The sequence below is a fragment of the Nonomuraea sp. 3-1Str genome, assembly GCF_031570565.1.
In the GTDB taxonomy this organism is placed as follows: domain Bacteria; phylum Actinomycetota; class Actinomycetes; order Streptosporangiales; family Streptosporangiaceae; genus Nonomuraea.
This window is the reverse complement of record NZ_JALHBK010000020.1, coordinates 129401-154250: the sequence shown is the minus strand read 5'-3', so window position 1 is coordinate 154250 and position 24850 is coordinate 129401. Positions and strand designations below refer to the sequence as shown.

19 protein-coding genes are annotated in these 24850 nt (G+C 70.2%); 6 read left to right on the top strand and 13 right to left on the bottom strand.

The features are described from left to right. Window positions 1–31: 31 nt before the first annotated feature. On the top strand, window positions 32–1252 hold the full coding sequence (locus tag MTP10_RS28315; protein WP_310712792.1) for a sn-glycerol-3-phosphate ABC transporter ATP-binding protein UgpC: 1221 nt from the start codon (window positions 32–34) through the stop codon (window positions 1250–1252). 167 nt (window positions 1253–1419) lie between these two features. Here MTP10_RS28315 and MTP10_RS28310 read toward each other — a convergent pair whose 3' ends face one another. The 11 genes from MTP10_RS28310 to MTP10_RS28260 all read right to left on the bottom strand — a co-directional run bounded on the left by MTP10_RS28310 (window position 1420) and on the right by MTP10_RS28260 (window position 18558). Then, window positions 1420–2184, bottom strand: a complete 765-nt coding sequence (locus MTP10_RS28310; protein ID WP_310712790.1) for an SDR family oxidoreductase — start codon at window positions 2182–2184, stop codon at window positions 1420–1422. Window positions 2185–2334: 150 nt separating this feature from the next. After that, entirely contained in the window at window positions 2335–3162 is an 828-nt protein-coding gene (locus MTP10_RS28305) for an MBL fold metallo-hydrolase (RefSeq protein ID WP_310712788.1), read from the bottom strand. Window positions 3163–3181: 19 nt separating this feature from the next. After that, window positions 3182–4435, bottom strand: a complete 1254-nt coding sequence (locus MTP10_RS28300; RefSeq protein ID WP_310712786.1) for an NAD(P)/FAD-dependent oxidoreductase — start codon at window positions 4433–4435, stop codon at window positions 3182–3184. A 76-nt stretch (window positions 4436–4511) separates the two neighbouring features. Beyond that, on the bottom strand, window positions 4512–6149 hold the full coding sequence (gene ctaD / locus MTP10_RS28295) for a cytochrome c oxidase subunit I (protein ID WP_310712809.1): 1638 nt from the start codon (window positions 6147–6149) through the stop codon (window positions 4512–4514). A gap of 175 nt (window positions 6150–6324) precedes the next feature. Beyond that, the gene (locus tag MTP10_RS28290) at window positions 6325–9870 is read right to left on the bottom strand and encodes a S8 family serine peptidase (RefSeq protein ID WP_310712784.1); all 3546 of its coding nucleotides are present in this window, start codon (window positions 9868–9870) and stop codon (window positions 6325–6327) included. 175 nt (window positions 9871–10045) lie between these two features. Next, window positions 10046–11545, bottom strand: coding sequence for an Ig domain-containing protein (locus MTP10_RS28285; RefSeq protein WP_310712783.1), 1500 nt, complete (start codon window positions 11543–11545; stop codon window positions 10046–10048). An 11-nt stretch (window positions 11546–11556) separates the two neighbouring features. Beyond that, complete coding sequence (locus MTP10_RS28280; protein WP_310712781.1) at window positions 11557–13485, bottom strand: Ig domain-containing protein; 1929 nt, start codon at window positions 13483–13485, stop codon at window positions 11557–11559. An 11-nt stretch (window positions 13486–13496) separates the two neighbouring features. Next, the gene (locus MTP10_RS28275; protein ID WP_310712779.1) at window positions 13497–14399 is read right to left on the bottom strand and encodes a carbohydrate ABC transporter permease; all 903 of its coding nucleotides are present in this window, start codon (window positions 14397–14399) and stop codon (window positions 13497–13499) included. Further along, window positions 14396–15277, bottom strand: coding sequence for a sugar ABC transporter permease (locus MTP10_RS28270; protein WP_310712778.1), 882 nt, complete (start codon window positions 15275–15277; stop codon window positions 14396–14398). Before MTP10_RS28270 ends, MTP10_RS28275 begins: the two co-directional genes overlap by 4 nt. Further along, entirely contained in the window at window positions 15278–16648 is a 1371-nt protein-coding gene (locus MTP10_RS28265) for an extracellular solute-binding protein (RefSeq protein ID WP_310712777.1), read from the bottom strand. An 11-nt stretch (window positions 16649–16659) separates the two neighbouring features. Beyond that, entirely contained in the window at window positions 16660–18558 is a 1899-nt protein-coding gene (locus MTP10_RS28260) for a beta-L-arabinofuranosidase domain-containing protein (RefSeq protein ID WP_310712775.1), read from the bottom strand. A 119-nt stretch (window positions 18559–18677) separates the two neighbouring features. On the opposite strand from MTP10_RS28260, the gene MTP10_RS28255 reads away from it, so the two are divergent. Next, window positions 18678–19700: a LacI family DNA-binding transcriptional regulator gene (locus MTP10_RS28255; protein WP_310712773.1), complete on the top strand. Its 1023-nt coding sequence runs from the start codon at window positions 18678–18680 to the stop codon at window positions 19698–19700. A 9-nt stretch (window positions 19701–19709) separates the two neighbouring features. Here the strand turns inward: MTP10_RS28255 and MTP10_RS28250 are convergent, their stop codons facing one another. Continuing rightward, complete coding sequence (locus MTP10_RS28250) at window positions 19710–20195, bottom strand: metallophosphoesterase family protein (protein ID WP_310712772.1); 486 nt, start codon at window positions 20193–20195, stop codon at window positions 19710–19712. A 107-nt stretch (window positions 20196–20302) separates the two neighbouring features. Here MTP10_RS28250 and MTP10_RS28245 point away from each other — a divergent pair, with 107 nt between their 5' ends. Further along, window positions 20303–20524 (top strand): hypothetical protein, encoded by a 222-nt coding sequence (locus MTP10_RS28245; protein WP_310712770.1) that lies wholly within the window; start codon window positions 20303–20305, stop codon window positions 20522–20524. Between the two features lie 638 nt (window positions 20525–21162). On the opposite strand, the gene MTP10_RS28240 is transcribed toward MTP10_RS28245, so the two are convergent. Continuing rightward, complete coding sequence (locus MTP10_RS28240; protein WP_310712769.1) at window positions 21163–21732, bottom strand: TetR/AcrR family transcriptional regulator; 570 nt, start codon at window positions 21730–21732, stop codon at window positions 21163–21165. Between the two features lie 104 nt (window positions 21733–21836). Here MTP10_RS28240 and MTP10_RS28235 point away from each other — a divergent pair, with 104 nt between their 5' ends. The 3 genes from MTP10_RS28235 to MTP10_RS28225 all read left to right on the top strand — a co-directional run bounded on the left by MTP10_RS28235 (window position 21837) and on the right by MTP10_RS28225 (window position 23750). Beyond that, window positions 21837–22277, top strand: coding sequence for a DoxX family protein (locus MTP10_RS28235; protein ID WP_310712807.1), 441 nt, complete (start codon window positions 21837–21839; stop codon window positions 22275–22277). Between the two features lie 43 nt (window positions 22278–22320). Then, window positions 22321–23208 (top strand): VOC family protein, encoded by an 888-nt coding sequence (locus MTP10_RS28230; protein WP_310712767.1) that lies wholly within the window; start codon window positions 22321–22323, stop codon window positions 23206–23208. Window positions 23209–23297: 89 nt separating this feature from the next. After that, window positions 23298–23750 (top strand): nuclear transport factor 2 family protein, encoded by a 453-nt coding sequence (locus tag MTP10_RS28225; RefSeq protein WP_310712765.1) that lies wholly within the window; start codon window positions 23298–23300, stop codon window positions 23748–23750. Window positions 23751–24850: the final 1100 nt, after the last annotated feature.

Sequence of the window (24850 nt, the reverse complement as noted above, 5' to 3'; positions counted from 1 at the left end):
AGGCCGCCGCCCTGGACCCCGAAGGAATGGCATGGCATCCATCGTTCTGACCAATGTCGACAAGATCTACGCCGGTGGCGTGAAGGCCGTGAACGGGCTCAACCTTGAGATCAAGGATGGCGAGTTCATGGTGCTGGTAGGCCCCTCCGGTTGTGGCAAGTCGACCGCACTGCGGATGATCGCCGGCCTGGAGGACATCAGCGGCGGCGAGATCGCCATCGGCGACAAGGTGGTCAACCACCTTCCGCCGAAGGACCGCGACATCGCCATGGTCTTCCAGAACTACGCCCTCTACCCGCACATGACGGTCGAGGAGAACCTCGCCTTCGGCCTCAAGCTCCGCAAGATGCCCAAGCCCGAGATCCAGAAGCGGGTGAACGAGGCCGCCAAGATGCTGGGCCTCGAGACGTACCTCAAGCGCAAGCCGGCCGCCCTGTCCGGTGGTCAGCGCCAGCGTGTCGCGATGGGCCGCGCGATCGTCCGCGAGCCGCAGGCGTTCCTCATGGACGAGCCGCTGTCCAACCTGGACGCCAAGCTCCGCGTGTCCATGCGCGCCTCCCTCAACACGCTGCACGAGCGCCTCGGCGTCACGACCGTGTACGTCACCCACGACCAGGTCGAGGCCATGACGCTGGGCGACCGCGTCTGCGTCCTGCGCGACGGCCTGCTCCAGCAGGTGGACACCCCGCAGAACCTGTTCGACAAGCCGGTCAACCTGTTCGTCGCCGGCTTCATGGGCTCCCCGTCGATGAACTTCGCCACCGCCGAGCTGGTGCGCGACGACAACGGCGCCGCCGTGACGTTCGCCGACATCAGGCTGTCGATCCCCGACTCGACGTTCACCGACAAGCCGGGCCTCGACAAGTTCATCGGCAAGAAGATCATCCTGGGCATCCGCCCCTCCGACTTCGAGGACGCCGCCTCCGCCGGCAGCCACGCCAACGGCTGGGCCACGCTGCCCGTCAAGGCCGAGGTCACGGAGGAGCTGGGCTCCGAGATCAACGTGCTGTTCCTCATCGACGCCCCGCCGGTCGAGCACAAGGACACCGTCGCCGCCGCCGACCAGGGCGACGACGACGAGGCCGCGCTGCCGCTGGTGGGCGACAAGTCGCTGTGGACCGCGCGCGTCAACGCCCGCAGCCACGTCCGCCCCGGCCAGAGCATCGACCTGGTCCTGGACACGCACAACCTGCACTTCTTCGACCCGACCAGCGGTCTGTCGATCGGCCACGAGCAGAACCGCGGCCTGTAGTCCCCATCAGTGGTCCCCGGGCCTGTGACGCCCGGGGCCAGTGATCTCCCAAGGTGTCGGTGACGAGCCACGCTCGTCACCGACTGGGCCCCCACCGCGACCCCCTCCCGCGGCGGGGGCCCGCCTTTTTTTCCCGGTCTGACTGTTCTTCCCGGCCGGACCGTGGGTCAGCGGCGGCCGAGGCGGGCGGAGACGGCGCCCGCCAGGCCGCGGGGCACGAATTTTCCGACGGCGACGATGGCCTTGTAGCGGGCGTCGGGCACCGAGACGCGCCTGCCCAGCGCGAGGTCCCGCATGGCGGCGCCGACCACGGCGTCGGCGTCGAGCCACAGGAAGCCCGGGATTCCGGACACGTCCATCGAGGCCCGCTCGTGGAACTCGGTGCGCACGAACCCCGGGCACAACGCCATGATCCGGACCTTGGGCTCGTGCACCTCGACCGCGACGGACTCGCTGAAGTTCACCACCCACGCCTTGGAGGCGCTGTAGGTGCCGCGGGTGAAGAACGCGGCGACCGAGGCCACGTTGATCACGCCTCCCCTGCCGCGCCGCCTCAGCCCGGGCAGGACGGCCAGCGTCAGCCGCAGCACGGCCTCGCAGTGGAGCTTGAGCATGCGCAGCTCGTCCTCGACCGGCACGTCGAGGAACGCCCCGGGGTGACCGAAGCCGGCGTTGTTGACGAGCAGGTCGACCTGCCGGCCGTCGTCCTCGCGCAGCCGGGCCTCCACCCGGGACAGCCCCTCCTCCGTGGCGAGGTCGGCGGGGAGCACCTCGACGCTCACGCCGTACCTGAGCTTGAGCCGGTCGGCGGCCTCGCCGAGTCGTTGCTCGTCGCGCGCCACGAGGACGAGGCCGAAGCCGTCGGCGGCCAGCCGCCGGGCGAAGGCGGCGCCGATGCCGGCGGTCGCGCCGGTGATCAGTGCGGTAGGCATGCCAGCACCCTAACCCGTGTCACGCCCGGCACCACCCGCCACCACGCCGCCCCGGTCACTGCCCCGAGGAATGTCGCGTGAGGGCCGGCACGGTCCGCACCTGATGTCAGCGGTCCGCTTCCGGCTGACGCGCCTCCGCGCGGGCGGCCCTCAGCTCCGGGTCCGGGCCGTGGGACGGACCGGAAGGGTCCAGGTGTCGCCGCGGTCCAGGTAGACGACCCGGTCGCCGTGGCCGGAGTGCTCCATGTGACTCCGGAAGTCCTCCAGGGACGAGCTGAAGACCGTGTAGTCGTCGTAGTGGACCGGCAGGACCCGCCCGGGACCGATCAGGTCCACCCAGTCCGCGCCCTGCCGCCCGTCCATGGTGACCATGACCGTGCCGAGCAGCTTGGTGCCGCCCAGGTGGACGATGCCCACGTCGAGGTCCGGGAAGCGCTTCGGGATCTGGTGCAGGCGGTGGTCCAGCAGGGTGTCCCCGCTGATGTGCAGCCGCAGGTCGATGCGGCCCTCGCTGCGGAACTCCAGCACGCTGCCCATCACCGGCGGCAGCAGCGCCTCCACCGGGCCCTGCGCGTGCCGGGCGGGCACCGAGGTGATGGTGAGCGCCCCCGTCGCGTTGCGCAGCTGGTGCTCCTGCCAGGTCTTCAGGCCGACGGCCCGCTCGAAGCCCTGCCGCCGGAGCCGCCGCGCGGCGTGTCTCGTGGTGACGATGGTCGTGGCCTTGTCGAGGCCGTCGCGCGCCACACGGTCCCAGTGGTCGCCGTGCAGGTGCGACAGGATCACCGCGTCGAGCGGCGGCAGGTCCTCCAGCTCCACGGCCGGGTCGGTGAGGCGGCGCGAGGTGAGGCCGTAACCCAGGTGGGCCCGCTGCCCGCGATGCAGGAAGTTCGGGTCCGTCAGCAGGGTGTAGCCGTTGTACCGGATGAGCGTGGTGGCGTTGCCGATGAACAGCACACTCCCGCTGTCCGCTCTCCGCATGATCCGCACCTCCGATGAGTCACTCCGCGACCGAGGCGCGACTCCTGCGCGGCCCGAAGTAACGCCAGAAGAAGTTGACGAGCACGCTGGCCCGGTTGCGCCCGCCGAGCAGGTACGCGACGTGCAGGAAGATCCAGGCGAGCCAGGCCGGCAGCCCGCGGAAGGTGAAGCCGTTGGACAGCTGCACGACGGCCTGGGCGCGCCCGACGATCGCCATGATGCCGGGGTCCTTGTACCGGAACGGCACGGTGGCGCGGCCCCGCGCCGCGGCGAGGATCTGCCTGCCGGCGTGCTCGCCCATCTGGATGCTCGGCTGGGCGAGCTGCGGCAACGGCTCGGGCGGCAGCGCGAGGTCGCCGACGACGTAGACCTCGGGGTGCTCGCCGAGGTTCAGCGTCTCGGTGACGGTGACCCGGCCGCCCTTGCCCTGGGGCAGGCCGCAGTCGGCGACCTCCTTGGGGGCGGTCACGCCCAGCGCCCAGACGGTCACGTCGCTGTGCAGGCGCGTGCCGTCGGCCAGGACGACCGCGTCCGGCTCGACGGAGGCGACGGTCGCCCCGAGCCGCAGCCGCACCCCGCGCTTGCGCAGCGCCCGCGCGGCGGCGTCCCGCAGGCTCGGCTTGTACGGAGCCAGCACGTAGTCGAACCGCTCGACCAGGGTGACGCTGGTCTGGTCGGGCCTGATCTCCGGATGGGTGAGCGGGATCGTCCGCGCCCGCAGCTCGGCCATGGTTCCCGAGATCTCCACCCCGGTGGCCCCGCCGCCCACGACCACCACGTGGGTGCTCGGGCGCTTGCCCATGGCGGTCTCCTCCAGGCAGCGCTGGAGCCGCGAACGCAGCGTCTCGGCGTCGCGCACCGAGTACATGGGCAGCGCGTTCTTCTCGGCGCCCTCGATGCCGAGCCAGTTGGTGGTGACCCCGGTGCCGAGGACCAGGTAGTCGTAGTCGAGGACGGCGCCGTCGGTGAGCTCGACCTGCTTCTGGTCGAGGAGCAGCTTGCCGAGCCCGGCCGCGTGCACGCGCACGCGCGGGTACTTCGCCGCGAAGGCCCGCAGCGGGAAGGTCACGTCGCCGGCGGCCATGGCGGCGGTCGCCACCTGGTACAGCAGCGGCTGGAAGGTGGTGTAGGGATGGTGGTCGACGAGCGTGACCCGAGCTCCCCCACGGGCGAGCTCGCGGGTGGCGCGGAGCCCCGCGAAGCCCCCGCCCACCACCACGACGTGCGGCCTGGCCGGCCTCTCATGCCGCTTCTGCCGCGTACCTTCCACCATCACAGGCGCCCCTTCCGGCGTGTCGTCCCACGCAGTGCATATGGCACAAAGGGGACTCCCTAAACCTCGCTTCCGGTCACGCGGCCGGTTCCAGGGGTTCGCGCGGGTAGTGCAGATCGAAGGCGGGACGCTCCGATCGGATCGGCGGCATGAAGGTGAAGTTGTGCCGCGGCGGCGGGCACGAGGTGGCCCATTCGAGCGAGTTGCCGAAGCCCCACGGGTCGTCCACGGTCACGCGCGGCGCGCGGCGCGCGGTCATCCAGACGTTGTAGAGGAACGGCAGCGTGGACAGCCCCAGCAGGAACGCGCCCAGCGAGGAGATCTCGTTCAGCGTGGTGAAGCCGTCGGTCGGGCTGTAGTCGGCGTAGCGGCGCGGGAACCCGGCCACCCCGAGCCAGTGCTGGATGAGGAACGTGGTGTGGAAGCCGACGAACAGCATCCAGAAGTGCACCTTGCCGAGCCGGTCGTTCAGCATGCGGCCGGTCATCTTGGGCCACCAGAAGTAGAAGCCCGCGAACATCGCGAACACCACCGTGCCGAACACCACGTAGTGGAAGTGCGCCACCACGAAGTAGGTGTCGGTGATGTGGAAGTCCAGCGGCGGCGAGGCCAGGATGATCCCGGTCAGGCCGCCCAGCAGGAACGTGACGAGGAAGCCGATCACGAACATCATCGGCGTCGCGAAGCTCAGGTGTCCCCGCCACATGGTGCCGATCCAGTTGAAGAACTTCACGCCGGTCGGCACGGCGATGAGGAAGGTCATGAACGAGAAGAACGGCAGCAGCACCTGGCCGGTGGGGAACATGTGGTGCGCCCACACGGTCATCGACAGGCCCGCGATGGCGATCGTCGCGCCGATCAGGCCCACGTAGCCGAACAGCGGCTTGCGGCTGAAGACGGGGATGACCTCGGTGACGATGCCGAAGAACGGCAGCGCGATGATGTAGACCTCGGGATGGCCGAAGAACCAGAACAGGTGCTGCCACAGGATCGGCCCGCCGCTCGACCCGTCGAAGATGTGCGTGCCGAACTTCCGGTCGATCTCCAGCGCCAGCAGCGCGGCGGCCAGCACCGGGAACGCCATGAGCACCATCATGCTGGTCAGCAGCGTGTTCCAGGTGAAGATCGGCATGCGGAACATCGTCATGCCGGGCGCCCGCATGCAGATGATCGTGGTGATGAAGTTGACCGACCCGAGGATCGTGCCGACCCCCGACAGGGAGAGGCCCATGATCCAGAAGTCGCCGCCCAGGCTGGGCGAGAACGTGATCGACGACAGCGGCGTGTAGGCGAACCAGCCGAAGTCCGCCGCCCCCAGCGGCACCACGAAGCCCCAGACCGCCATGAGGCCGCCGAACAGGAACAGCCAGTACGCCACCGCGTTCAGCCGCGGGAACGCCACGTCCGGCGCGCCGATCTGCAACGGCATGATGACGTTGGCGAACCCCGCGAACAGCGGCGTGGCGAACAGCAGCAGCATGATCGCGCCGTGCATGGTGAAGAGCTGGTTGTACTGCTGGGCCGAGACGAACTGCAGCCCCGGCGCGAACAGCTCGGCCCGGATGATCATGGCCATCACGCCGGCCGCCAGGAAGAACCCGAAGGACGTGATCAGGTAGAGGTAGCCGATGACCTTGTGGTCGGTGGTGGACATCCAGTTGGCGAGCATCTCGCCCGTGCGGCGCCTCTTCACCGGGGCGAGCGGTGAGGTCATCGGCTCGCCGGCGGCCGGCTTCTGTGTCGTCACCCGGTCCTCCCCCTGCTGCGTCCCGGCGTCCTGCCCCCGCGCGTGACGCCTTCCACCAGGAATACCCGTAGCCGGGTCAAGGAAGGATCGGCCCGCGGTCACGACTCGCCCCGCATCGGCGGGGCGAGTCGCGCCCGGTCCGTCAGGAGGTCGCCTTGTCCGGCCGCTCGGAGACGCGGATGGCGTTGAGGATGGGGTCGCCCTGCCGGGTGGCGAAGCGGACGTTGAGCTGGCCGTCGGTGACCTTCACCGTGTACTGCCTGCTCACGGCCGTGTACGTGCCGGCCTCCAGGGCGAGGTCGAGCGCCGGGATGGCGAGCTGCCCCTCGACCAGCACGTCGAAGACGCGCTTGCCGATGCCCGTCGAGCGGAGGTCGGCGAAGTCCAGCTCGACGGTGTAGGTGCCGGCGGGCACGCCGTCGAAGCGGTACTCCAGCATGCCCTCGCGGGCGGTGCGGAACAGCGCCTGGTCGTCGGTGCCCTTGATGGTCTTGGACGTGGACTGGGTGCGGTTGGAGGTGGCGACGTAGCCGTGGCCGCCCTGGGTGTACTTGCGGTCGGCCGTCCAGGCGTCGCCGCCGGCGTCCACCGCGCCCTTGTTCGCGCCCACGTCCACCGCGATCTGGAGCTTGGGCACGACGACCGTCACCTTGACCTCGATGACGGGCTGCCGTCCGCTGGCCGACCTGATGAGCAGCTTGCCGCTGCGCAGCGTGCCGGGCTGGAGGCCGGCGCTGGAGGCGGTGACCTTCAGCGTGACCTGCTGTCCCTTGGCGAGGTCGCCGGACGTGGGCGTGACGGCGAGCCAGCCCTGCGCGGGATCGGCGGCGACGGTGTAGGCGGTGGTCGAGCCGAGGTTGGTCAGCTCGAAGGTGCGTGTCCGGCTGGCCTCGGCGGGCATCACCAGGGTGATCTCGCCGACGGAGGAGCTGACCCGGCCGGTGACCAGAGCCGTGTCGATGCGGGTGATCGTGGCCGGGGCGATGGTGACGGGCTTGGTGAAGGTGCCGTAGTTCTCCTTGGACACCTCGACCTGGTAGTCGCCGGCGAGGAGCTGGCCGGAGAAGGCGCCGTCGGGGCCGGTGGTGAGGGTGGCCACGTCGCCGATCTTCACCGTGGCGCCGGGCAGCGGGTCGCCGTCGTTGGCGTCGGTGACGACGCCGATGACCAGGCCGTGCCGGCTGGCGGTGAAGGTGAGGCTCTGGCCGTCGGTGAGGGCGGGCTCCTCGTAGGAGTAGAGCATGCCGTCGGCGCCGGTCGCGTTCTCGATGCCGATGGTGGCGCTGGTGCCCTGGTCGCGCTGGCTGTCGACGCCCTTGTAGCGGTAGCTGACGGTGCCGTCCTCGCCGAGCAGGGCGGCGAAGGAGATGCGCTGCGTGGCGTCGTTGTAGTACTTGACGTTGCGCCACTCGATCACGAACTGGCGGTGCGGCGCCGTGCCGGTGACGCCGGTGTAGACGCCGGCGTTGGCGTCCACGACCAGGTCGTCCCAGTACGGGTAGACGGCGTTGTTGGGCGTGCCGGTGGTGGGCAGCCGGCCGTTGCCGCCGCTGGTGGCCTTGTCGGCGGCGAAGGTGGCCATGCCGTTGGTGGCGATCCACGCCTTGGCCTGCCCCGTGCCGTAGAACGGGATCGGGAAGGGCAGCGTCACCTGCTGGGCGTCGTCGTCGCCGGTGAGGGCGAGCTTGTCGGTGCCCGCCACGTACGGCTCGGCCCCGGTGCGGCAGGTGTAGCCGAAGTTGTCGCCGCGCAGCCCCAGCTCGATGTCCTGGACCGTGTCGCCGGAGAGCGTGACGCCCACGGAGGCGCCGCGGGCGCAGCGGGAGGACGGGGTGACGGTGACGGTGTACTCGCCGTGCGGGAGCGACAGCCGGTAGCGGCCGGCGGCGTCGGTGACGGTGCTGACCGGCGTGCCGGCGGCCTCCACCTTGGCGCCGGGCTCCGGCGTGCCGGCCGTGGTGACCGTGCCGGACACGACGGCGGAGGGCTGCTGGACCAGGGAGACGTCCGCGGTGGCGCGCTGGCCGGCGGTGATCGCGGCGGTGGCCTCGCCGGCGGCGTAGCCGAACTTCTCGGCCGTGATCCGGTAGTCGCCGGGCAGCAGGCGCGGCACGGCGTACGTGCCGTCCTGGCCGGTCACGGCGGTGCGGGTGACCGGGCCGGTGATGGTGACGGTGACGCCGGCCACGGGGCCGCCGGTCGAGGTGCCCGTGGTGGAGGTGACGGTCCCGGCCAGGTCGCCGACGCCGTCGCGGGGCGCGGCCTGGACGGCGGCGTAGGCGTCGAGCCGGCCCTCGCCCCAGACGTTGTTGTCGGCGGCGGGGCCGCCGCAGGAGGGGTCGTTCACGTCGATCGCCGTGCCGTCGAGCAGCGGCCGGGTGGCCGCCACGTCACCCTGGAGGGCGGGCGCGGCCGACCAGATGAGCGCCACGGTGGCCGCGACGTGCGGCGAGGCCATGGACGTGCCGGTGTAGGAGTCGTAGCCGCCGCCGGGCACGGAGGAGCGCACGTTCACGGCCGGGGCGGCGATGTTCGGCTTGATCTCGCCGTTCTCGCCCTCGCCCTTGCTGGAGCGGGCGTAGACCGCGTTGTTGACGTCGAAGCCGCCCGCGCTGTAGCTGCTCACGTACTGGCCGGGCGAGCCGCTGGTCCGGCAGGCCGGTCCCTCGTTGCCGTTGGCGAAGGCCGGGAAGATGCCGGCCGCCACCCACGCCTCTACGGTCTCCTTGTACCAGGGGTCGAAGCCGTCGCCGCCCCAGGAGTTGTTGACGATGTCCGGCGCGAGGTCGGGCCGCGGGTTGGCGCCGTTGAGGTCGGTGGGGGCGAGGACCCACTGGCCGGCGGCGAGCAGGGAGGCGTCGGTGCAGGTGTTGACCTCGCAGCCCTTGGCGGCGATCCACTTCGCGCCGGGTGCGACGCCGATGCCGTCGGCGCCGACCATGGTGCCCATCGTGTGCGTGCCGTGGCCGTTGTTGTCGCACGGCGCGGCGCTGGGGCAGATGTGGGCGGGGTCGAACCAGTTGTAGTCGTGGGTGTAGGAGCCGTCGGCGTTGCGCCCCCGGTAGGCGGCGGCCAGCTCGGGGTGGTCGAACTGGGCGCCGGAGTCGATGTGGGCGACGACGATGCCCTCGCCGCGGTCGCGCAGGTCGCTCCACACGCGCGGGGCGCCGATGCGGTCGATGTTCCACTCGACGGCCTTGACCCGCGCCTCCGCCTTGCCCGGGTCCGGCTTGGGCAACGTCAGCGTGCGGACCGGCTCGATGCCGGTGACCTCGGGCAGCTTGGCGAGCTCGGCGGCCAGCTTGGCCCCGGCGGTGACGCGTACGGCGTTGACGATCCAGTACGAGGTGTAGTCGGCGTCCTGCGAGTCCAGGAGCTTGCGCACGCCGGCCTGCGAGGTCCGGGCCTGCTCGGTCTTGGCCTCGAAGACCTGCTCGGCCTTGGCCTCCTTGGTCCTGGCCCGGCGGGCGGCGCTGAGGTCGGCGGCGCCCTTGAGGCGTACCCAGAAGGTGGCCTTGCCGTCGTCGGCCAGCTCGGCCTGGACGGTGGGACTGATCTTGTCCGCGCCGGTCGCGGCGGTCGCGGCGGCCGCGGGCGCCGCCAGCGCGGGGGCGCCCAGCGGCAGGATGAGGGTGAGGACGGCGATGATCCCGGTCAGGATCGCACGCCGGCGGGGGGTGTTCGGCACACGCTCTCCTTCACACCCGGCGGGGGCGGGCCCCCGCCGGGGTAGAGCTGATCTTTACGCCTACGGGTCGAGGGTGAAGAGATCGTGTGCGCTTTGCAAGAGGTCCTGCCATAACAAGACCCGAAAAGTCATGAAATGTGATCTGGTCAGGGGCAATGTCAGGACATAGCGTCGTTTATCGGACGGTGAGCGTGTAGTCCTTGGTCACGGGCGTGCTGAGCTTGTCGTAGTCCCTGAGCTGCACGGTGAAGGTGAAGGTGCCCGCCTTGGCCGGCGTGCCGGCGAGGGCGCCGGTGAACCGGTCGAGCGTCACTCCCTCGGGCAGCGCGCCGCTCGTGACCTGCCAGTCGTAGAACGGCACGCCGCCCTTGGCCGCCAGCCGCTGCTCGTACGGCCGGCCGGCGGTGGCCCGGCCGAGCGAGCCCGTCTCGATGGACGGCTTGAGGAACGGCGTGAGCTTCCGGTTGAGCTTCCAGCCGGCGTTCTCCGCGATGAGCAGGGACAGCTTGGTCAGCTCCCACCTCCTGGTCGGGAACACGTGCCGCCAGCCGCCGCTCTGCCCGCTCAGCCGGTCCCAGTACGGCTCGTCGCCGGGCACGTGGTAGCTGGAGTCGAGCGGCACCGGGTAGCCCTGGTAGTCGATGACCTCCTGGTCGTCGCGGCCCTTGCTCTCGACGTACTTCGCCATGCCCTCCCAGTCGCTGTGGTAGGCGACGGCGTGGCCGTACTCGTGCATGACCAGCCCGTGGACGTCGATGACCGAGCCGAGGTCGGTCTTGTACCAGTCCTCGTCGCCCAGCGAGGTGAACAGCTTCATGAGCTGCTCGTCGTACTCCAGGATCATGCTGGTCGAGCGGTGGTACGGCGTGGGCTTGCCGTCCTGGGTGTGGAACTTGCCGTTGATCGTCGGGAAGCCCGTCGAGTACGGCGTCTGGATGCCGCGGAAGAAGACGTACATCCCGTTGTACGGCTTGGCGTTGCTCGCCTCCACCTCGTTCTGCCAGTCGTCGCCCGGCAGCCGCGTGACCTCGTCGCCGGCCGGGACGGTGTCGAACGGCTTGAGGTCGAAGAAGGCGAACCAGTTGCGCACGGCCGTCTCGGCGGCCTTGCGGACGCCGGGGTCCGAGAAGTACTTGGTGATCGTGTCGTAGCGGTAGTCGAAGTCGATCGGGACGGTCGGCTCCAGCTTCTTCTTCTCGTCCTGCTGGACCCGGATGGGCATGGTCTGGGTGGCCGTCGCGCCGGTCGCGTCGGTGGTCTTCATGATCCACTTGTGCTGCTCGTCCTGGCCGGGACCCTGCTTGGAGTGGATGGCCAGCCGCACCACCTCCCGGTCGGCCGGCCCGGTGAGGGTGAAGGACTTCGTCGCCCCGGTCGCGGTCAGCTCGCTCGGCGTGTTGAACATCAGCCGTGACGTGCCCTCGGCCTTGAGGTCCACGGTCAGCGGGTAGGCGATGCCCGGCGTCTTGGGCGCCCGCACGGTCAGCTCGACGTACGGGTTGGCCAGGTAGCCCTGCCAGTCGACGAGCTGCACGCCGTAGCCGTTGACGTTGCGGTAGAAGATGTCGAAGACGTCGAGGTTCGGCGCGGCCTGCCGGGCCGCGAGGCCGGGAGCGGGTACCGAGAGGGCACCCAGCAGCCCGGCCAGCGCGGTGACGATGGCGGTCTTCCTCATGAGGTCCTTTCCTAGGTGTTCGCCTTGACTTCGAGCAGCCCGACCGAGCCCTGGCCGCTCTGGAGCACGACCCTGAGCCGGGTCGTGGTCACGCCGGTGAAGGTCACGTGGTTGTAGGCGTCGGCCGCGACCGGATAGGTGCCCGGGATGTCCACGTACGCCGAGCCGTTCCACTGCTGGAGCTTCCAGGAGGCGGGCAGGCGCACCCCGTCGGCGTCGGCGAAGAAGTACACGTCGGCGGACCTGAGGGTCTGCGCGGACGGCCAGGTCAGCTCGGCCCACTGCTGGCCGGTGTTCGGCCAGGTGCCCCAGCGGGGGTTGACGGTGTCGTTCGAGCGCGGCGGGTCGATCCCGTCGTTGACGGCCGCGACGCTCTCCCAGGCCGAGGTGTACGAGGCCGACGGGGTCGCGCCGCCGGCCACGTTCACGGACGTGCCGCCGCCCCCGCCGACCGTGAGCTGGAAGGTCTTCGTGACCGGGGTGCTCAGCTTGTCGTAGTCGCGAAGGCGCACGGTGAAGCCGTACGTGCCGGCCGTCGTGGGCGTCCCGCTGATCGCGCCGGTGAAGCGGTCGAGCGACAGGCCCGGCGGCAGCGAGCCGGACGTGACCTGCCAGTCGTAGAACGGCACGCCGCCCTTGGCGGTCAGCGTCTGCCGGTAGGCCTGGCCGGGCGACGCCTGCGGCAGGGAGGCCGTGACGATCGACGGCTTGAGGAACGGGGTGAGGTTGCGGTTCAGCTTCCAGCCGGCGTTCTCGGCGACGAGCAGGGACAGCTTGGTCATCATCCACCGGCGGGTCGGGAACAGGTGGGTCCAGCCGCCGCTCTGGCCGCTGATCCGGTCCCAGTACTTCTGGTCGCCGGGGATGTGGTAGCTGCTGTCGAGGGGCACCGGGTAGCCCTGGTACTCGACGACGTCCGGGTCGTTGCCGCCGCCCGAGACGTAGGAGCGCATGCCGGCCCAGTCGCTGTGGAAGGCGACGGCGTGGCCGTACTCGTGCATGACCAGGCCGTGGACGTCGAGGACCGGGCCCGCGATCTCGGTCTTGTACCAGTCCTCGTCGGCCAGGGAGGTGAACAGCCGCTTGCCGGCCTCGTCGTACTCGAAGATCATCGCGGTGGAGCGGTGGAGCGGGCCGGCGACCTGCGAGCCGCCTCGGGTGTGGTACTTGCCGTTGGCGGCCGGGTAGCCGGTCGAGTACGGGGACTGGATGCCGCGGAAGAACACGTACATGCCGGTGTAGGCGGAGCCGTTCGTGACGGTGATCGTGTTCTGCCAGTCGTCGCCCGGCAGGTGGTTGGTCTCGGCCCCGGCCGCCACGCTGTCGAACGGCTGGACGTCGAAGAAGCGGAACCAGTCCTTGACCGCCTCCTCGGCGGCCGTGCGGAACGCCGGGTCGGAGAAGTAGCCGGTGATGGTGTCGTAGCGGTAGTCGAAGGTGATGGGGATCGACGGCTCCAGCGCGGTCTTCTCGTCCTGCTGCACCATGATCGGCATGCTCTGCTGGAACGTGGCTCCGCCCGCGTCCCTGACCGACAGCCGCAGCGTGTGCTGCTCGTCGGCGCCGGGCCCGCGCTTGGAGTGGATCGCCAGCTTGAACGTCTTCTGCTCGCTCGCGCTCGCGAAGGTCAGCGTCTTGGTGGCGCCGGTGGCGGTGAGCTGGCTGGGCAGGTCCATCATCAGGCGGGAGGTGCCCTCGGCCTTGAGGTCGATCGTGACCGGGAACCGGGCGTCCTGCGGGGGCTTGACGGTCAGCTCGATGTACGGGTTGGCCAGGTAGCCCTGCCAGTCCACGAGCTTGACGCCGTAGTCGTTGACGACCCTGCCGTACATGTCGACGATCTGGGCGGCGGACAGGGCGTGCGCGGCGGGCGCGCCGACGCCGAGCGGGACGAGGATCGAGGCGAGGAGCAGGACGACGGCGGCCGTTAATCGTTTCATGGGACCTCTTCTCAGTTCTTGATGCCGGTGAGCGTGACTCCTTCGATGAAGTAGCGCTGCAGGAAGAAGAAGAGCGCGATGATCGGGGCGATGACGGCCGCCGAGGCGGCCATGAGGTAGCCCCACTGCGTGATGAACACGCTCTGGAACGAGGCCAGCCCGAGCGAGAGCGTGTACTTCTCCTCGTCCTGCAGGTAGAGCAGCGGCCCCAGGAAGTCGTTCCAGGTGCCGATGAACGTGAAGATCGTGACGACCACGATGGCCGGCTTGGACAGCGGCATGACGATCGTCCAGTAGACCCGCCACGGCGAGGCGCCGTCGATGTAGGCGGCCTCGTCCAGCTCGAACGGGATCGTCAGGAAGAACTGCCGCAGCAGGAACACGTTGAACACGCCGCCCCCCGCCCCGCCGAACCAGGCCGGCACGGTGAGCGGGACGAACGTGTCGATCGCCCCCAGCTCCTGCCACATGACGAACGTCGGGATGATCGTCACGGCGTACGGCAGCATCACGCCGGTGAGCAGCAGCGCGAAGACGGCGTTGCGGCCCTTCCAGCGCAGCCGGGCGAAGCTGAAGGCGGCCACCGAGCAGGTGAACACCGTGCCGATCACGCAGACGACGGCGATGATCACGGTGTTGAGCAGGTAGAGGCCGAACGGCTGGGCGGTGAGCGCCTCGCCGAAGTTGGACCACTGGAACGGGCGCGGGATCCACTCCGGCGGCGCGACGAACATCTGGGCGTCGGTCATGAGCGCGCTGCGCACCAGCCACACGAACGGCAGGAGCGTCGGGATCGCGCCGAGGGTCAGCCCCACGTACAGCAGCGCCCTGCCGTACCGGCGCGGCCGGCGCAGCCCGGCGGTCGGCGCGACGCCCTGCGGTCGCGTCTTCTCCGGCGCCGCGAGCGCGGTCATCGGGCGCCCGCCATCTCGTAGTAGACCCAGCGCCGGGCGTTGCGGAACATGAGGAACGTCACCACCATGATGATCATGAACAGCACCCAGGCGAGGGCGCTGGCGTAGCCCATCTCGCTCTCGGTGAAGGCCTTGCGGAAGATGTAGTAGACGTAGAAGAGCGTGGCCTGGTTGGGTCCGCCCTCGGTCATCACGTACGCCTGGGTGAAGACCTGGAAGGTGCCGACGACGCCGACCACCAGGTTGTAGAAGATGGTCGGGGTCATCATGGGCAGCGTCACGTGCCAGAAGCGCCGCCACGGCCCGCCGCCGTCGATCGACACGGCCTCGTACAGGTGGCGCGGCACGCCCTGGAGCCCCGCCAGGAAGATCACCATGGTGTTGCCGAAGCCCCACGTGCTCATGATGATCAGCGACGGGACGGCCATCTCCTCGCTGTAGACCCACTGCGAGGTCGGCAGGCCGGCCTCGCGCAGCAGGGAGTTGAGCAGCCCGAAGTCCGGATTGAAGATCCAGATCCAGAGCACCACGTTGGCGATGGCCGGGACCAGCGTCGGCAGGTAGAAGATCGTCCGCCACAGCGGCAGGCCGCGGGCCTTCTGGTTGAGCAGCATGGCGACCGCGAAGCTGACGATCAGCGTGAGCGGCACCGCGCCGAGCGTGTAGTAGGTGGTGGCGCCGAGCGACTTCCAGAACAGCGGGTCGTCGGCGAGGGCCGTGTAGTTGTCCAGGCCCACGTACGTGGGCGCGCCGCCGACCTGCCAGTCGGTCAGGCTGAAGAAGAACGACGCGATCATCGGGCCGACCGTGAAGATGACGAACCCGAGGATCGCGGGCAGCGCCATGAGGACGCCCCAGCGCGCCTCGAACCTGCGCATCTAGAGCTCCTGGGTGTGGTGCCAGCCCTGCAGCAACGCGGTGATCTTCGGGGTGGCCTCCTTGAGCACGTCCGCGGCGGGCCGCTTGCCCGACTCGATCTCCTGCAGCGCCGGCGTCAGCACGTCGCTGGAGATGGACGACATGTTCTTGACCCGGTTGCGCAGGTCGGGGACCCCGTGCTCGCGGGTGTAGTCGACGACCGCCGTGCGGAACTCGGGCGGGTGCGCCGCGTTCTTCGTCCAGGAGTCTACGGCCGCGGAGTCCTCGTAGTACTTCTTCTCCTGCGGCATCCATAGGCCCTGCTGGTACAGGTCCACGTAGCGCGGGTCGTTGTGGAAGGCGAACAGCTCGACCGCCTCCTCCACGTGCTTGCTGCCGGCGAAGACCGCCGACGCGCCCGCCACCTGGGTCGTGGTGAACGGCTCGCCGTACTTGGGCAGCACGCCGATCCCGAAGTTCACCTTGCTCTGGTTCATGTCCAGCAGCGACCAGTGGCCGTCGACGACCATGGCCACCCGCTTGGTCTTGAGCAGCACGTTCGTGCCGGGCACGTCGTCGCCGGTGGCGGCGAGCTGGCCGGGGCCGGGCATGACCCGGTGCTTGTAGATGAGGTCCTGGAGGTTCTGGAACACCTTGATCGCCTCGGGCGTGTCCAGCAGGCAGCGCTTGCCCGCCTCGTCGGCGAAGTCGGCGCCGTTGCTGCGCAGGAAGCCATACCAGGCGGCGCCGTAGGTGATGCTGCTGGAGATGCCGAACTGCCGGATCTGCTTGGGGTCGAACCCGGACTCGTCGGGGTGCTTGCCGTTCTGGTCGACCGTCAGCTTGTAGGCGTTCTGGACGAGCTGGTCCCACGACCAGGCCGAGGCGGCGTCGGCGGGCGGCGGCGCGACGCCGGCCTCGGCCAGGGCGTCCTTGGCGTACCAGAGCAGCATGACCTCGTTGGCGGTGGCCAGACCGTGCAGCTTGTCCTGGCCGTACCACAGGTAGGCGTCGGGCAGGCAGCCGGCGAGCTGCGGGTACTTCTTCACGTACGGGAACAGGTTGACCAGCGTGCCCTGCTCGGCCAGCCGGAACGACATGCCCATGGGCACGTAGCCGACGTCGGGCACCCGGCCGCTGGCGACCAGGGTGTTGAGCTTGACGTCGTACTCGTCGGGCGTGAACAGCGCCTTGACGTTGACGCCCGCGTTCTTCTGCTCGTACTGCCGGAGCATCTTCTCCACGGCCGTCTTCTCGAAGGTGGACCCCCAGTACATGAACTGGAGCTGGGTGCCGCCCTTCGAGCCGCCGGCGCCGCCGCCCCCGCAGGCCGCCGCCGCGGCGCCGAGCGCGGCCAGCCCGCCGATCCTGAACAGATCACGTCGATTCATCTGGTGGTTCCTTACGCGAGGGGCAGCCAGACCCGCATCGCGCCCGCACCGCGGTTGTCCCACTGGTAGTAGGGGACGGCGGTGGCGGTGACACGAGTGGGGGGCGTGCTCGTGGGGGGTGTACCGGTGTAGGCGAGGGTGGGCGGGTCGGCCGCGTACGCGCCGGCCTCGATGAGGGCGGTCCGGCCGAGGCCCGGCACGTCCTCCTTGTCGATCACGCGCAGCTCGGCCCGCGGGTCGAGCGCCAGGTCGTCCACGTCGGCCCGCTGGTCGATCTGCTCGAAGCAGTAGACGAGCGGTCCGCGCTCGACGGCCGCCGTGCCGCGCACGGCGTCGATCCGCCGGTTGGGGTAGGTGAGGCGGGGCGTCAGGTCGAGGTCGAGCTCGACCGTGTCGCCGAGCCGCCACTCGCGGGTGACGACGGCGTAGCCGCGCTCGTCCGGCTCGGCCGGCACGGTCTCGCCGCCGACGGTGACGGTGGCGGCGCCGGCGCTCCAGGCGGGGACGCGCAGCGCCAGCGACCACGGGCCGGCCGGGGCCCGCTCCACGGTGAAGACCACCTTGCCGGCCCAGGGGTAGCCGGTGGCGACGGCGAGGTCCAGGTCGCCCGAGCGGATCGCGCCCGGCGCGTACTGGTGGACGTGCAGCGCCCGCTCGGCCGTCGTGGCGATGTAGTGGCCGAGGGAGGAGACCGTGCGCATGATGTTGGGCGGGCAGCAGGCGCAGGCGAACCACTCGCGCCGCCGCCCCAGGTAGGCGTCCTCGACGGTGTCGTCGCGGCGCTGGAGCGGGTTGACGTAGAAGAAGCGCAGCCCGTCGGCCGAGGTGGAGGCGGCGAAGGCGTTGTGAAGGACACGCTCGATGAGGTCGGCGTAGCGACCGTGGCCGGTGGCCAGCAGCAGCCGCCAGTTCCAGTGGATGCTGGCGATGGCCGCGCAGCTCTCGTTGTAGGCGCGGTCCGGCGGCAGCTCGTAGCGCTCGCCGAACGCCTCGCCGTCGTGGCGGGAGCCGACGCCGCCGGTCAGGTACATCTTGGTGGCGACCATGTCCTCCCAGCGGCGGACCGAGCACTCCAGCAGCGACTCGTCGCCGGTCTCCAGGTAGACGTCGACGATGCCGGCCTCCAGGTAGAGCTGGCGCACGGCGTGGCCGACCGGGGTGTCGGCCTCCCTGACCGGCAGGTGGTCCTGGGCGTACAGCGGGCCCATGCCGCTGTCCTTGATCAGGCCTTTGCCGCGGTTGTCGATGAGCTTGCCCGCGAGGTCGAGGTAGGAGCGCTCGCCGGTGACCCGGTAGAGCTCCACCAGGGCGGTCTCGACCTCGGCGTGGCCGTCGATGCCGTCGTCGCCGCCCTTGAGGAACACCTCGACCAGGTGGTCGGCCAGCCTGCGCGCCACCGCCGTCAGCCGCTCGTCGCCGCCCGCCCGCGCCCCGGCCACCGCGGCCTGGAACAGATGGCCGGCGCAGTACATCTCGTGGCTGTACTCCAGCTCGGCGTAGATCTTGTCGGGCTTGACCACCTGGTAGTGGGAGTTGAGGTAGCCGTCGGCCCGCTGCGCCCGGCCGAGCAGGGCCGCCGACTCGGCGACGAACTCCAGGTAGCCGGATCCGGGCCGGCGGGCCTGCTCCCAGGCCACCGCTTCGAGCTGCTTGTACAGGTCGGAGTCCTGGAAGCGGTACCCCTGGTAGGCGCCTTCCGCCTCGCCCGCCGCCAGGCGCAGGTTCGGCACGCTGCCCGCGCGCTCCATCTGCTCCAGGCCGAGCGGGATGCTGGCCTCGCGATTGATCCGCTGCCAGCGGCCCAGCGGCCCGCCGGTGATGTCGACGTCACGGACGCCCAGCGGGCGCCACACCGCCTTGGCACCCTGGGTGGGTACGGCGGGGCCACAGACCTGAGGGGGGTTGACCATAGAGCTCCTTCACTCGCCCCGAAGGAAAATAAGGAATAGGTTTTCCTTAGGGGAACGTAGATCCAGGCCGAGGTCAGCGTCAAGAGTCTTATAGTGAGAGTGGTTGGAAAGGAAAAGGTTTGTCCTCTGAACAGGCTCATGTCGTCACCATCCGCGAGGTGGCCGCGGCCGCCGGCGTCTCCATCGGCACGGCCTCCAAGGCGCTCAACGGCCGCGGCAAGCTGCGCGAGGAGACCCGGGCCCGGGTTAGCGCCGCGGCCGAGCGCCTCGGGTTCCGCCCGAACCCGCTGGCGCAGGGCCTGCTGGCCGGCCGCACCTACACGGTGGGCCTGGTGACCGGCGACAGCTTCGGCCGGTTCAGCATCCCGGTCATGCTGGGCGCGGAGGACGCGCTCGGGGCGGGGCAGATCTCCGTGTTCATGTGCGACACGCGTGACGACCCGATCCGGGAGCAGCACTACGTGGAGCGGCTGCTGGCGCGGCGCGTGGAGGGCATCATCGTCACCGGCCGGCGCACCGAGCCGCGGCCCAGCATCGGCGCGGACCTGCCGGTGCCGGTGGTCTACGCGATGACCCAGTCCTCCGGGGACGACGACTTCTCCGTCATTCCCGACGACCGGGGCGGAGGGGCGCTCGCGGCCCGCCACCTGCTCGCCACCGGCCGCACCCGGATCGGCCACGTGACGGGCCCGGAGCGGTTCGAGGCGGCCCGGCGGCGGGCGGAGGGCATGGCGGGGGCGCTGGCCGAGGCGGGCGCCCGGCCGGCGGGCGAGCCGCTGTTCGGCGAGTGGACCGAGGAGTGGGGGCGGCAGGGGGCCGACATCCTGCTGCGGGCGCACCCGGACGTGGAGGCGATCTTCTGCGGGAGCGACCAGATCGCGCGGGGGGTGTCGGAGACGTTGCGGGAGCGGGGGCTGCGCATCCCGGACGACGTGGCGGTGGTGGGCTTCGACAACTGGGAGCCCATGGTGGAGGGCAGCCGCCCGCCGTTGACGACCGTTGACATGAACCTGGGCGAGATCGGGCGGATCGCGGCGGAGCACCTGCTGGAGGCGATCGGCGGCGCACCGCGGGCCCGCGGGGTGCTCACGGTGCCGTGCAGCCTCGTCCTGCGCGAGTCCACCCGCGTCAACCCGGCCTGACCCCGTACCTCATGGGGTGACAGGCACGATCCGGGCCTCCTGGAGGGCGCCGTGGTCGATCGTCAGCAGGCCGACCGTGCCGTGGGGCTGGCGGCGGCGGTCCGTCGGCGAGCCCGGGTTGAAGATGCGCAGGCCGTCGCCCGTCTCGTCCATCGGGATGTGGGAGTGGCCGAAGACCACCAGGTCCGCGCCGGGGAAGCGGCGGCGCAGCCGGGGCAGGCGGCCCTTGGCCGGTCCGCTGTCGTGGATCATGCCGACCCGCAGGCCGTCCAGGGTCAGCTCCAGCGTCTCGGGCGCGGTCACGTCCGGGCCGTCGTTGTTGCCCTTGACGACGTGGACGGGCGCGTACGCCGCCAGCTCGTCGAGCACGGAGGCGACGCACACGTCCCCGGCGTGCAGGATCACGTCGGCGCCGCGCAGGTGCCCGGCCACCCCGGGCGGGCACGAGCGCCAGCGGCGGGGCGCGTGCGTGTCGGAAAGGACCACCACTCTCACGCCTCTCCCCTGCCCGCTTCCCCCGGAAGGGCACCCCCTACGAAAGTCTCCCGGCCCCCTCCCGATGACCGATCCGCCGGGAGAGGACCCGGTCATAGTGTCCGATCATGCGCAAAGCCATCCAGGTGACCGGTCTGATCCTGCTGCTCCAGGGCGTCAGCGGCGCCATCGACCATCTGGCCGTCCAGCCGTTCATGGGCTTGTTCCTGAACTTCTTCAACCGGGTGATCGTGCCCCGGGTGGACCTCCTGGCCGCCCAGCCGCTGTTCGCCAACCTCGCCCTGGCGGTGCTCGGCCTCGTCATGATCATCGCGGCGGCCCGCTCGTAACGGACGGAAGGCAGGTCCGAACGAGGGGCGCGCCTCACGCGGCTGGCTCGTACAACGGCACCCGTCCAGGGAGTGTAGTGCGCGTGAAGCGGTCTCCCGCCGTCTCGTGCTGGAGCGCCTTGCCGAGAGGCCGTCAGACGGCCTGATCACGTACGGCATGGCATGCCGGTGGTCGACGTCGACAGTGGTCACCAGACGCGTGACAGCCTTCATACACCGCATCTCAGTGCAAGTATCCACCACTGCGAGCGGCCGGAGGGGAGCGAAGTCAGCGTGCGTCCCGTGGTGGGCAGGAAGTCCAGCTCGCGGCGTTGTTCCGGCCCCCTGCCGGGCGTGAACAGCTCGTACGTCCGCCACAGCGTCTCGGTGTCGCTCAGCAGCCGCCTTGATCCGAACGACCGCCGGCTCGGGATCATCGACAGGTCGTAGGTTGGTCACGCGGAATGCGCCCGGGCTGCCATGCCGGTCGCCCAGGCGCAGCAGCGTCACGACACTTGGGTGGGCGCCGACCGACCCACCGCTGGTCGGCAGCCGCCGGGTGCCGAACTCGGCCTCGGTGTGATCCATCAGTGCCGCCGCACCACCCGGCCCTCGCTGACCGCATGACGGCGCCATCGGGCGGAGCGCGGTTTCGTCGGTCAACGCGCCGTGCCGATGAAGAGCTGGATCACCGAGCGGGCCAGGGCCTCCGGATCGTCGCGGGTGGCCTCGGGCAGGGCGCCGCTCAGCCACAGGCCGGCGAAGCCGTGGGCCAGCGACCAGGCGGCGATGGTGGTCAGGCGGTCCTGCGCCGGGCTCGGTGACAACCGGCCGGCGCTGGTGACGAGCACATGAGCCGCGCGCTCACGCGCCGCCTTCAGACTGGGATCGTCCACGCGATACAGCTCCGGCCGGAACATCACCTCGAAGTAGGGCCGATGGCCGGTCGCGAAGCGGACATAGGCGACTCCTACTTCGAGGACGTTCTCGGCCGCTCGTTCCAGGGTGTCGGCGAACACCTCGAACCCCTCGGCGGCCACGGCTGTCAGGAGTCCCGTCTTGTCGCCGAAGTGGTGAGCGGGGGCGGCGTGCGAGACGCCCGCGCGCCGGGCCAGCTCGCGCAGGCTCCATCCGGCGGGGCCGGATTCGGTGATGGCCTCGAGAGCGGCGTCGATGATGGCGCGCCGAAGGTTGCCGTGGTGGTAGGCGGTCTGCTTGATCTGCCTCACCTCCGCGCTTTCTGTGGTCGACAGGGTCAGACTCATTCTATCTTTACGTTGACAAGATAGCGACTCTCCTTCAGTCTTTACGATGACAAGATTGGAGGGACGTGATGGTTCCGTTCATCGCCCTGATCGGTGGGTTTGCCGTCCTGCGGCTGCTCGGCCTCGTCGGCATCGACGCCCTGGACGGCTGGCAGCCCGCGTTGCGGGGCGCTCTCGCCCTGATGTTCGTCACGACCGGCGTGCCGCATTTCCTGCCCTCGTGGCGGCGTGACTTCGTCGCGATGATCCCCGAGGTGTTGCCGCATCCGGCGCTGCTGGTGACCATCACCGGAGTGCTGGAGCTGGCCGGCGCCGCCGGGCTGCTGATCCCGGCCCTGGCGCCGTTCGCCGCAATCGGCCTCGCCCTGCTCATGGTCGCCCTGTTCACAGCCAACGTCTCGGCCGCCCGCCGCGACCTCACTCTGGCCGGGAAGCCTGTGACCCCGCTGCCGGTGCGCACCGCCCTGCAGGTGCTGTTCATCGCCGCCGCCAGCGCCGCGGCCGTGTAGGCCGCGGACCACCCGGACACACCACGACACCGAAGGACCACGAGTGAACGCTTCGCCCGGTACCCCGGACATCGACTACATCGACCACACGGTGCTCATCACCACCGACCTCGCCGCGGCCTCAACCCGCTTCGAGGCCCTCGGCTTCACGCTCAGCCCGACCTCTCCTCATATGCTGGCCGAACGCCCCGGCGGCCCGCCCCTGCCCACCTGCACCGCCAACCGGTGCGCCTACTTCGGCCACTCGTACATCGAACTGCTCGGTGTCGTCGACCCGACCGCCCCCGACCCCTGGGGCGTCCATCAGTTGCGCGCAACCTACCCTGGTCTGCTGATGACCCTCGGCTCCCGTGACGTGCAGGCCACCGCCGACCGGCTGCACGCCGCCGGGCTGGCCTCGACCGGCGTGCGCGCGCTGGAGCGGGAGGTGTCCACCCCGGAAGGACCGCGCACCGTCCGCGCCGACAGCGTCCGCATCGACGCGGAGCACACCCCGGAGGGCGCGCTCCAGGCCACCCAGCATCACACTCCCGAGTACGTCCACCAGCCGCGCTTCCTCACCCACCCCAACGGCGCGACCGGACTGCACAGCGTGCTCATGGTCGTCCCTGACGGCGACGTGGATTCCCACGAGGAGCGCTACGCCCGGATGCTCGACGCCGACGTGTGGATCGACGGCGCCAAGCGGGTAGTGCCGCTGCGGCACGGCCGCGTAGAGATCGTTCCGCAGTCCGCGCTCCACGAGCTGTTGCCTGGACACACCCCGGCCGCCGTGCCCCTGCTGGCCGCTCACACCATCGCCGTGAGCGACCTCGTCGTCGCCCGCAAGCTCACCGAGAGCAACGCCATCACGACGTACACCACCCCTGACGGGTTCTACGTCGCCGCCGAAGACGCCTGCGGCGTGCCACTCGCCTTCACACAGGGCTGACCCGCCACGGACGGTTCCGCCGGCTCACGCCCTTGCCGGCCGATCTGTACCCCCTAGCTTGTCGACCAAGCGTTTGGTTAGATCCAAGGATGGACCTCCGCCAGATCGCCGACCGGCTGGAGATCATCGACCTGCTGGGACGTTACGCCCGCGCCGTCGACTCCGGTCAGTGGAATCTCCTCGACGACGTCTTCACCCCCGACGCCGTCATCGACTACCGCTCCGCGAGCGGTATCCGGGGAACCCGCGCCGAGGTCACGGCCTGGCTGTCCGAGGTGCTGTCCGGGTGGCCCGGCCGGCTGCACCTGATCGGCTCCGTCGTCATCCGCTTCGACGGGGCCGACCTCGAAGGACGGGACGAGGCCGCGGTGAGCGCCGCGTTCACCGACACGCTTGCCCCGTCGCGGGAGATGGTCGCGGCAGGCGCCCCCGGACTGCTGCGGGGCGGTGGCTGGTATCACCACCGTATGTGCCGCACCCCGGACGGCTGGCGCAGCCGCGAGCTGGTCGAGGAGCAGGCCTGGCGGACCGTCACCGGCTGAACGGGCAGACCCGAAACGCGCGGGACGTACGGGCGTGGGCGTGGGCCGCACCCAGGTCCAGGGCGGACGACAACCGGCACCGGCGAGGTGGCGGTGAACCCCGGCAACGTCTCGCCGAGGCCGCTGTCCAGCGCCACCGGGTGATTGTCCCCGGACCAACCGTCGCAGCTCTGCGATGGTGCCGCCGGCCTGGCTGCGGGCGCGGTCCGCTGTCACGATCTCCGTCATGCCCTCATCCTCGGCGGGCGGGGCATGGCGATCGATCAGTCGGCGACAGCGGTGGTCAGCCGTCGCAGCCAAGGCGCACGAGGTCAGCCAGACGCGACGCTGAACGCCGTCGTCTGGCCCGACCGTCCAAAGGAAGCCCCACAGCCTCATGCCCCTGCCCTGACCTGCCACGGGCTCTCATGGACAACGCGGCGGCCGCATCCACGTCCTACGAACGCCCTACGCTCCGCACTCGCCCCAAGTCCCCCCTTGATCGGGTCGTCATGGGACAACGCGAAGTCCCTGTTGGCCATCCACCCGCCGAAATGTTCTCCCATCACGGCATCCGGCAGGAAGGCCCGCAGCCGTCCTCGCATCTTCTCCCGGTACTCGACGGGCTGACCCCAGTCTTCGGGTGCCTCCTCCGTCACGAAGAGCACCCAGTGGTCGACCTCCACGTCACGCCCCGGCTCGGGAGCGTCCCCGCTGTGACAGTCCAGCGCGGGCGAAGTCCGGGCTTGAGGACGGGCTCAAAGATGTGCGCGGCGTCTTGCGGCTAGTCCCGCCCCACCCAGTCCATCGTTATCGGCCAGGCCGCGGAGATCAGCCGTACAACGGCCGGCGCCCACCTCGTTCGCGCTGCTCTTCGGATTCGTCTTCGGCAGCGCGATCACCGTGCACGGCTCCAGCTACCGCGAGTTCATGATCCTCGGGATCCTAATCCAGACGATGTTGCTGACCGCGTCGAACACCGGGGGGCATCGCCCATGACATGAGGCAGGGCTTGGTGGATCGGTTCCGGTCGCTGCCCATCGTGCGCATCATCTGACTGCTGTGCCTCGGCGCTCGGGCCCGCTCATCCTCGCGCGTTCTCCGGCCACTTCGACTCCGCC

Coding starts and splice junctions, on each gene's coding strand:
- MTP10_RS28315 (WP_310712792.1), top strand. CDS start 32: ATGGCATCCATCGTTCTGACCAATGTCGACAAGATCTACGCCGGTGGC.
- MTP10_RS28310 (WP_310712790.1), bottom strand. CDS start 2,184: ATGCCTACCGCACTGATCACCGGCGCGACCGCCGGCATCGGCGCCGCC.
- MTP10_RS28305 (WP_310712788.1), bottom strand. CDS start 3,162: ATGCGGAGAGCGGACAGCGGGAGTGTGCTGTTCATCGGCAACGCCACC.
- MTP10_RS28300 (WP_310712786.1), bottom strand. CDS start 4,435: ATGGTGGAAGGTACGCGGCAGAAGCGGCATGAGAGGCCGGCCAGGCCG.
- ctaD (WP_310712809.1), bottom strand. CDS start 6,149: ATGACCTCACCGCTCGCCCCGGTGAAGAGGCGCCGCACGGGCGAGATG.
- MTP10_RS28285 (WP_310712783.1), bottom strand. CDS start 11,545: ATGAGGAAGACCGCCATCGTCACCGCGCTGGCCGGGCTGCTGGGTGCC.
- MTP10_RS28280 (WP_310712781.1), bottom strand. CDS start 13,485: ATGAAACGATTAACGGCCGCCGTCGTCCTGCTCCTCGCCTCGATCCTC.
- MTP10_RS28275 (WP_310712779.1), bottom strand. CDS start 14,399: ATGACCGCGCTCGCGGCGCCGGAGAAGACGCGACCGCAGGGCGTCGCG.
- MTP10_RS28270 (WP_310712778.1), bottom strand. CDS start 15,277: ATGCGCAGGTTCGAGGCGCGCTGGGGCGTCCTCATGGCGCTGCCCGCG.
- MTP10_RS28265 (WP_310712777.1), bottom strand. CDS start 16,648: ATGAATCGACGTGATCTGTTCAGGATCGGCGGGCTGGCCGCGCTCGGC.
- MTP10_RS28260 (WP_310712775.1), bottom strand. CDS start 18,558: ATGGTCAACCCCCCTCAGGTCTGTGGCCCCGCCGTACCCACCCAGGGT.
- MTP10_RS28245 (WP_310712770.1), top strand. CDS start 20,303: ATGCGCAAAGCCATCCAGGTGACCGGTCTGATCCTGCTGCTCCAGGGC.
- MTP10_RS28235 (WP_310712807.1), top strand. CDS start 21,837: ATGGTTCCGTTCATCGCCCTGATCGGTGGGTTTGCCGTCCTGCGGCTG.
- MTP10_RS28225 (WP_310712765.1), top strand. CDS start 23,298: ATGGACCTCCGCCAGATCGCCGACCGGCTGGAGATCATCGACCTGCTG.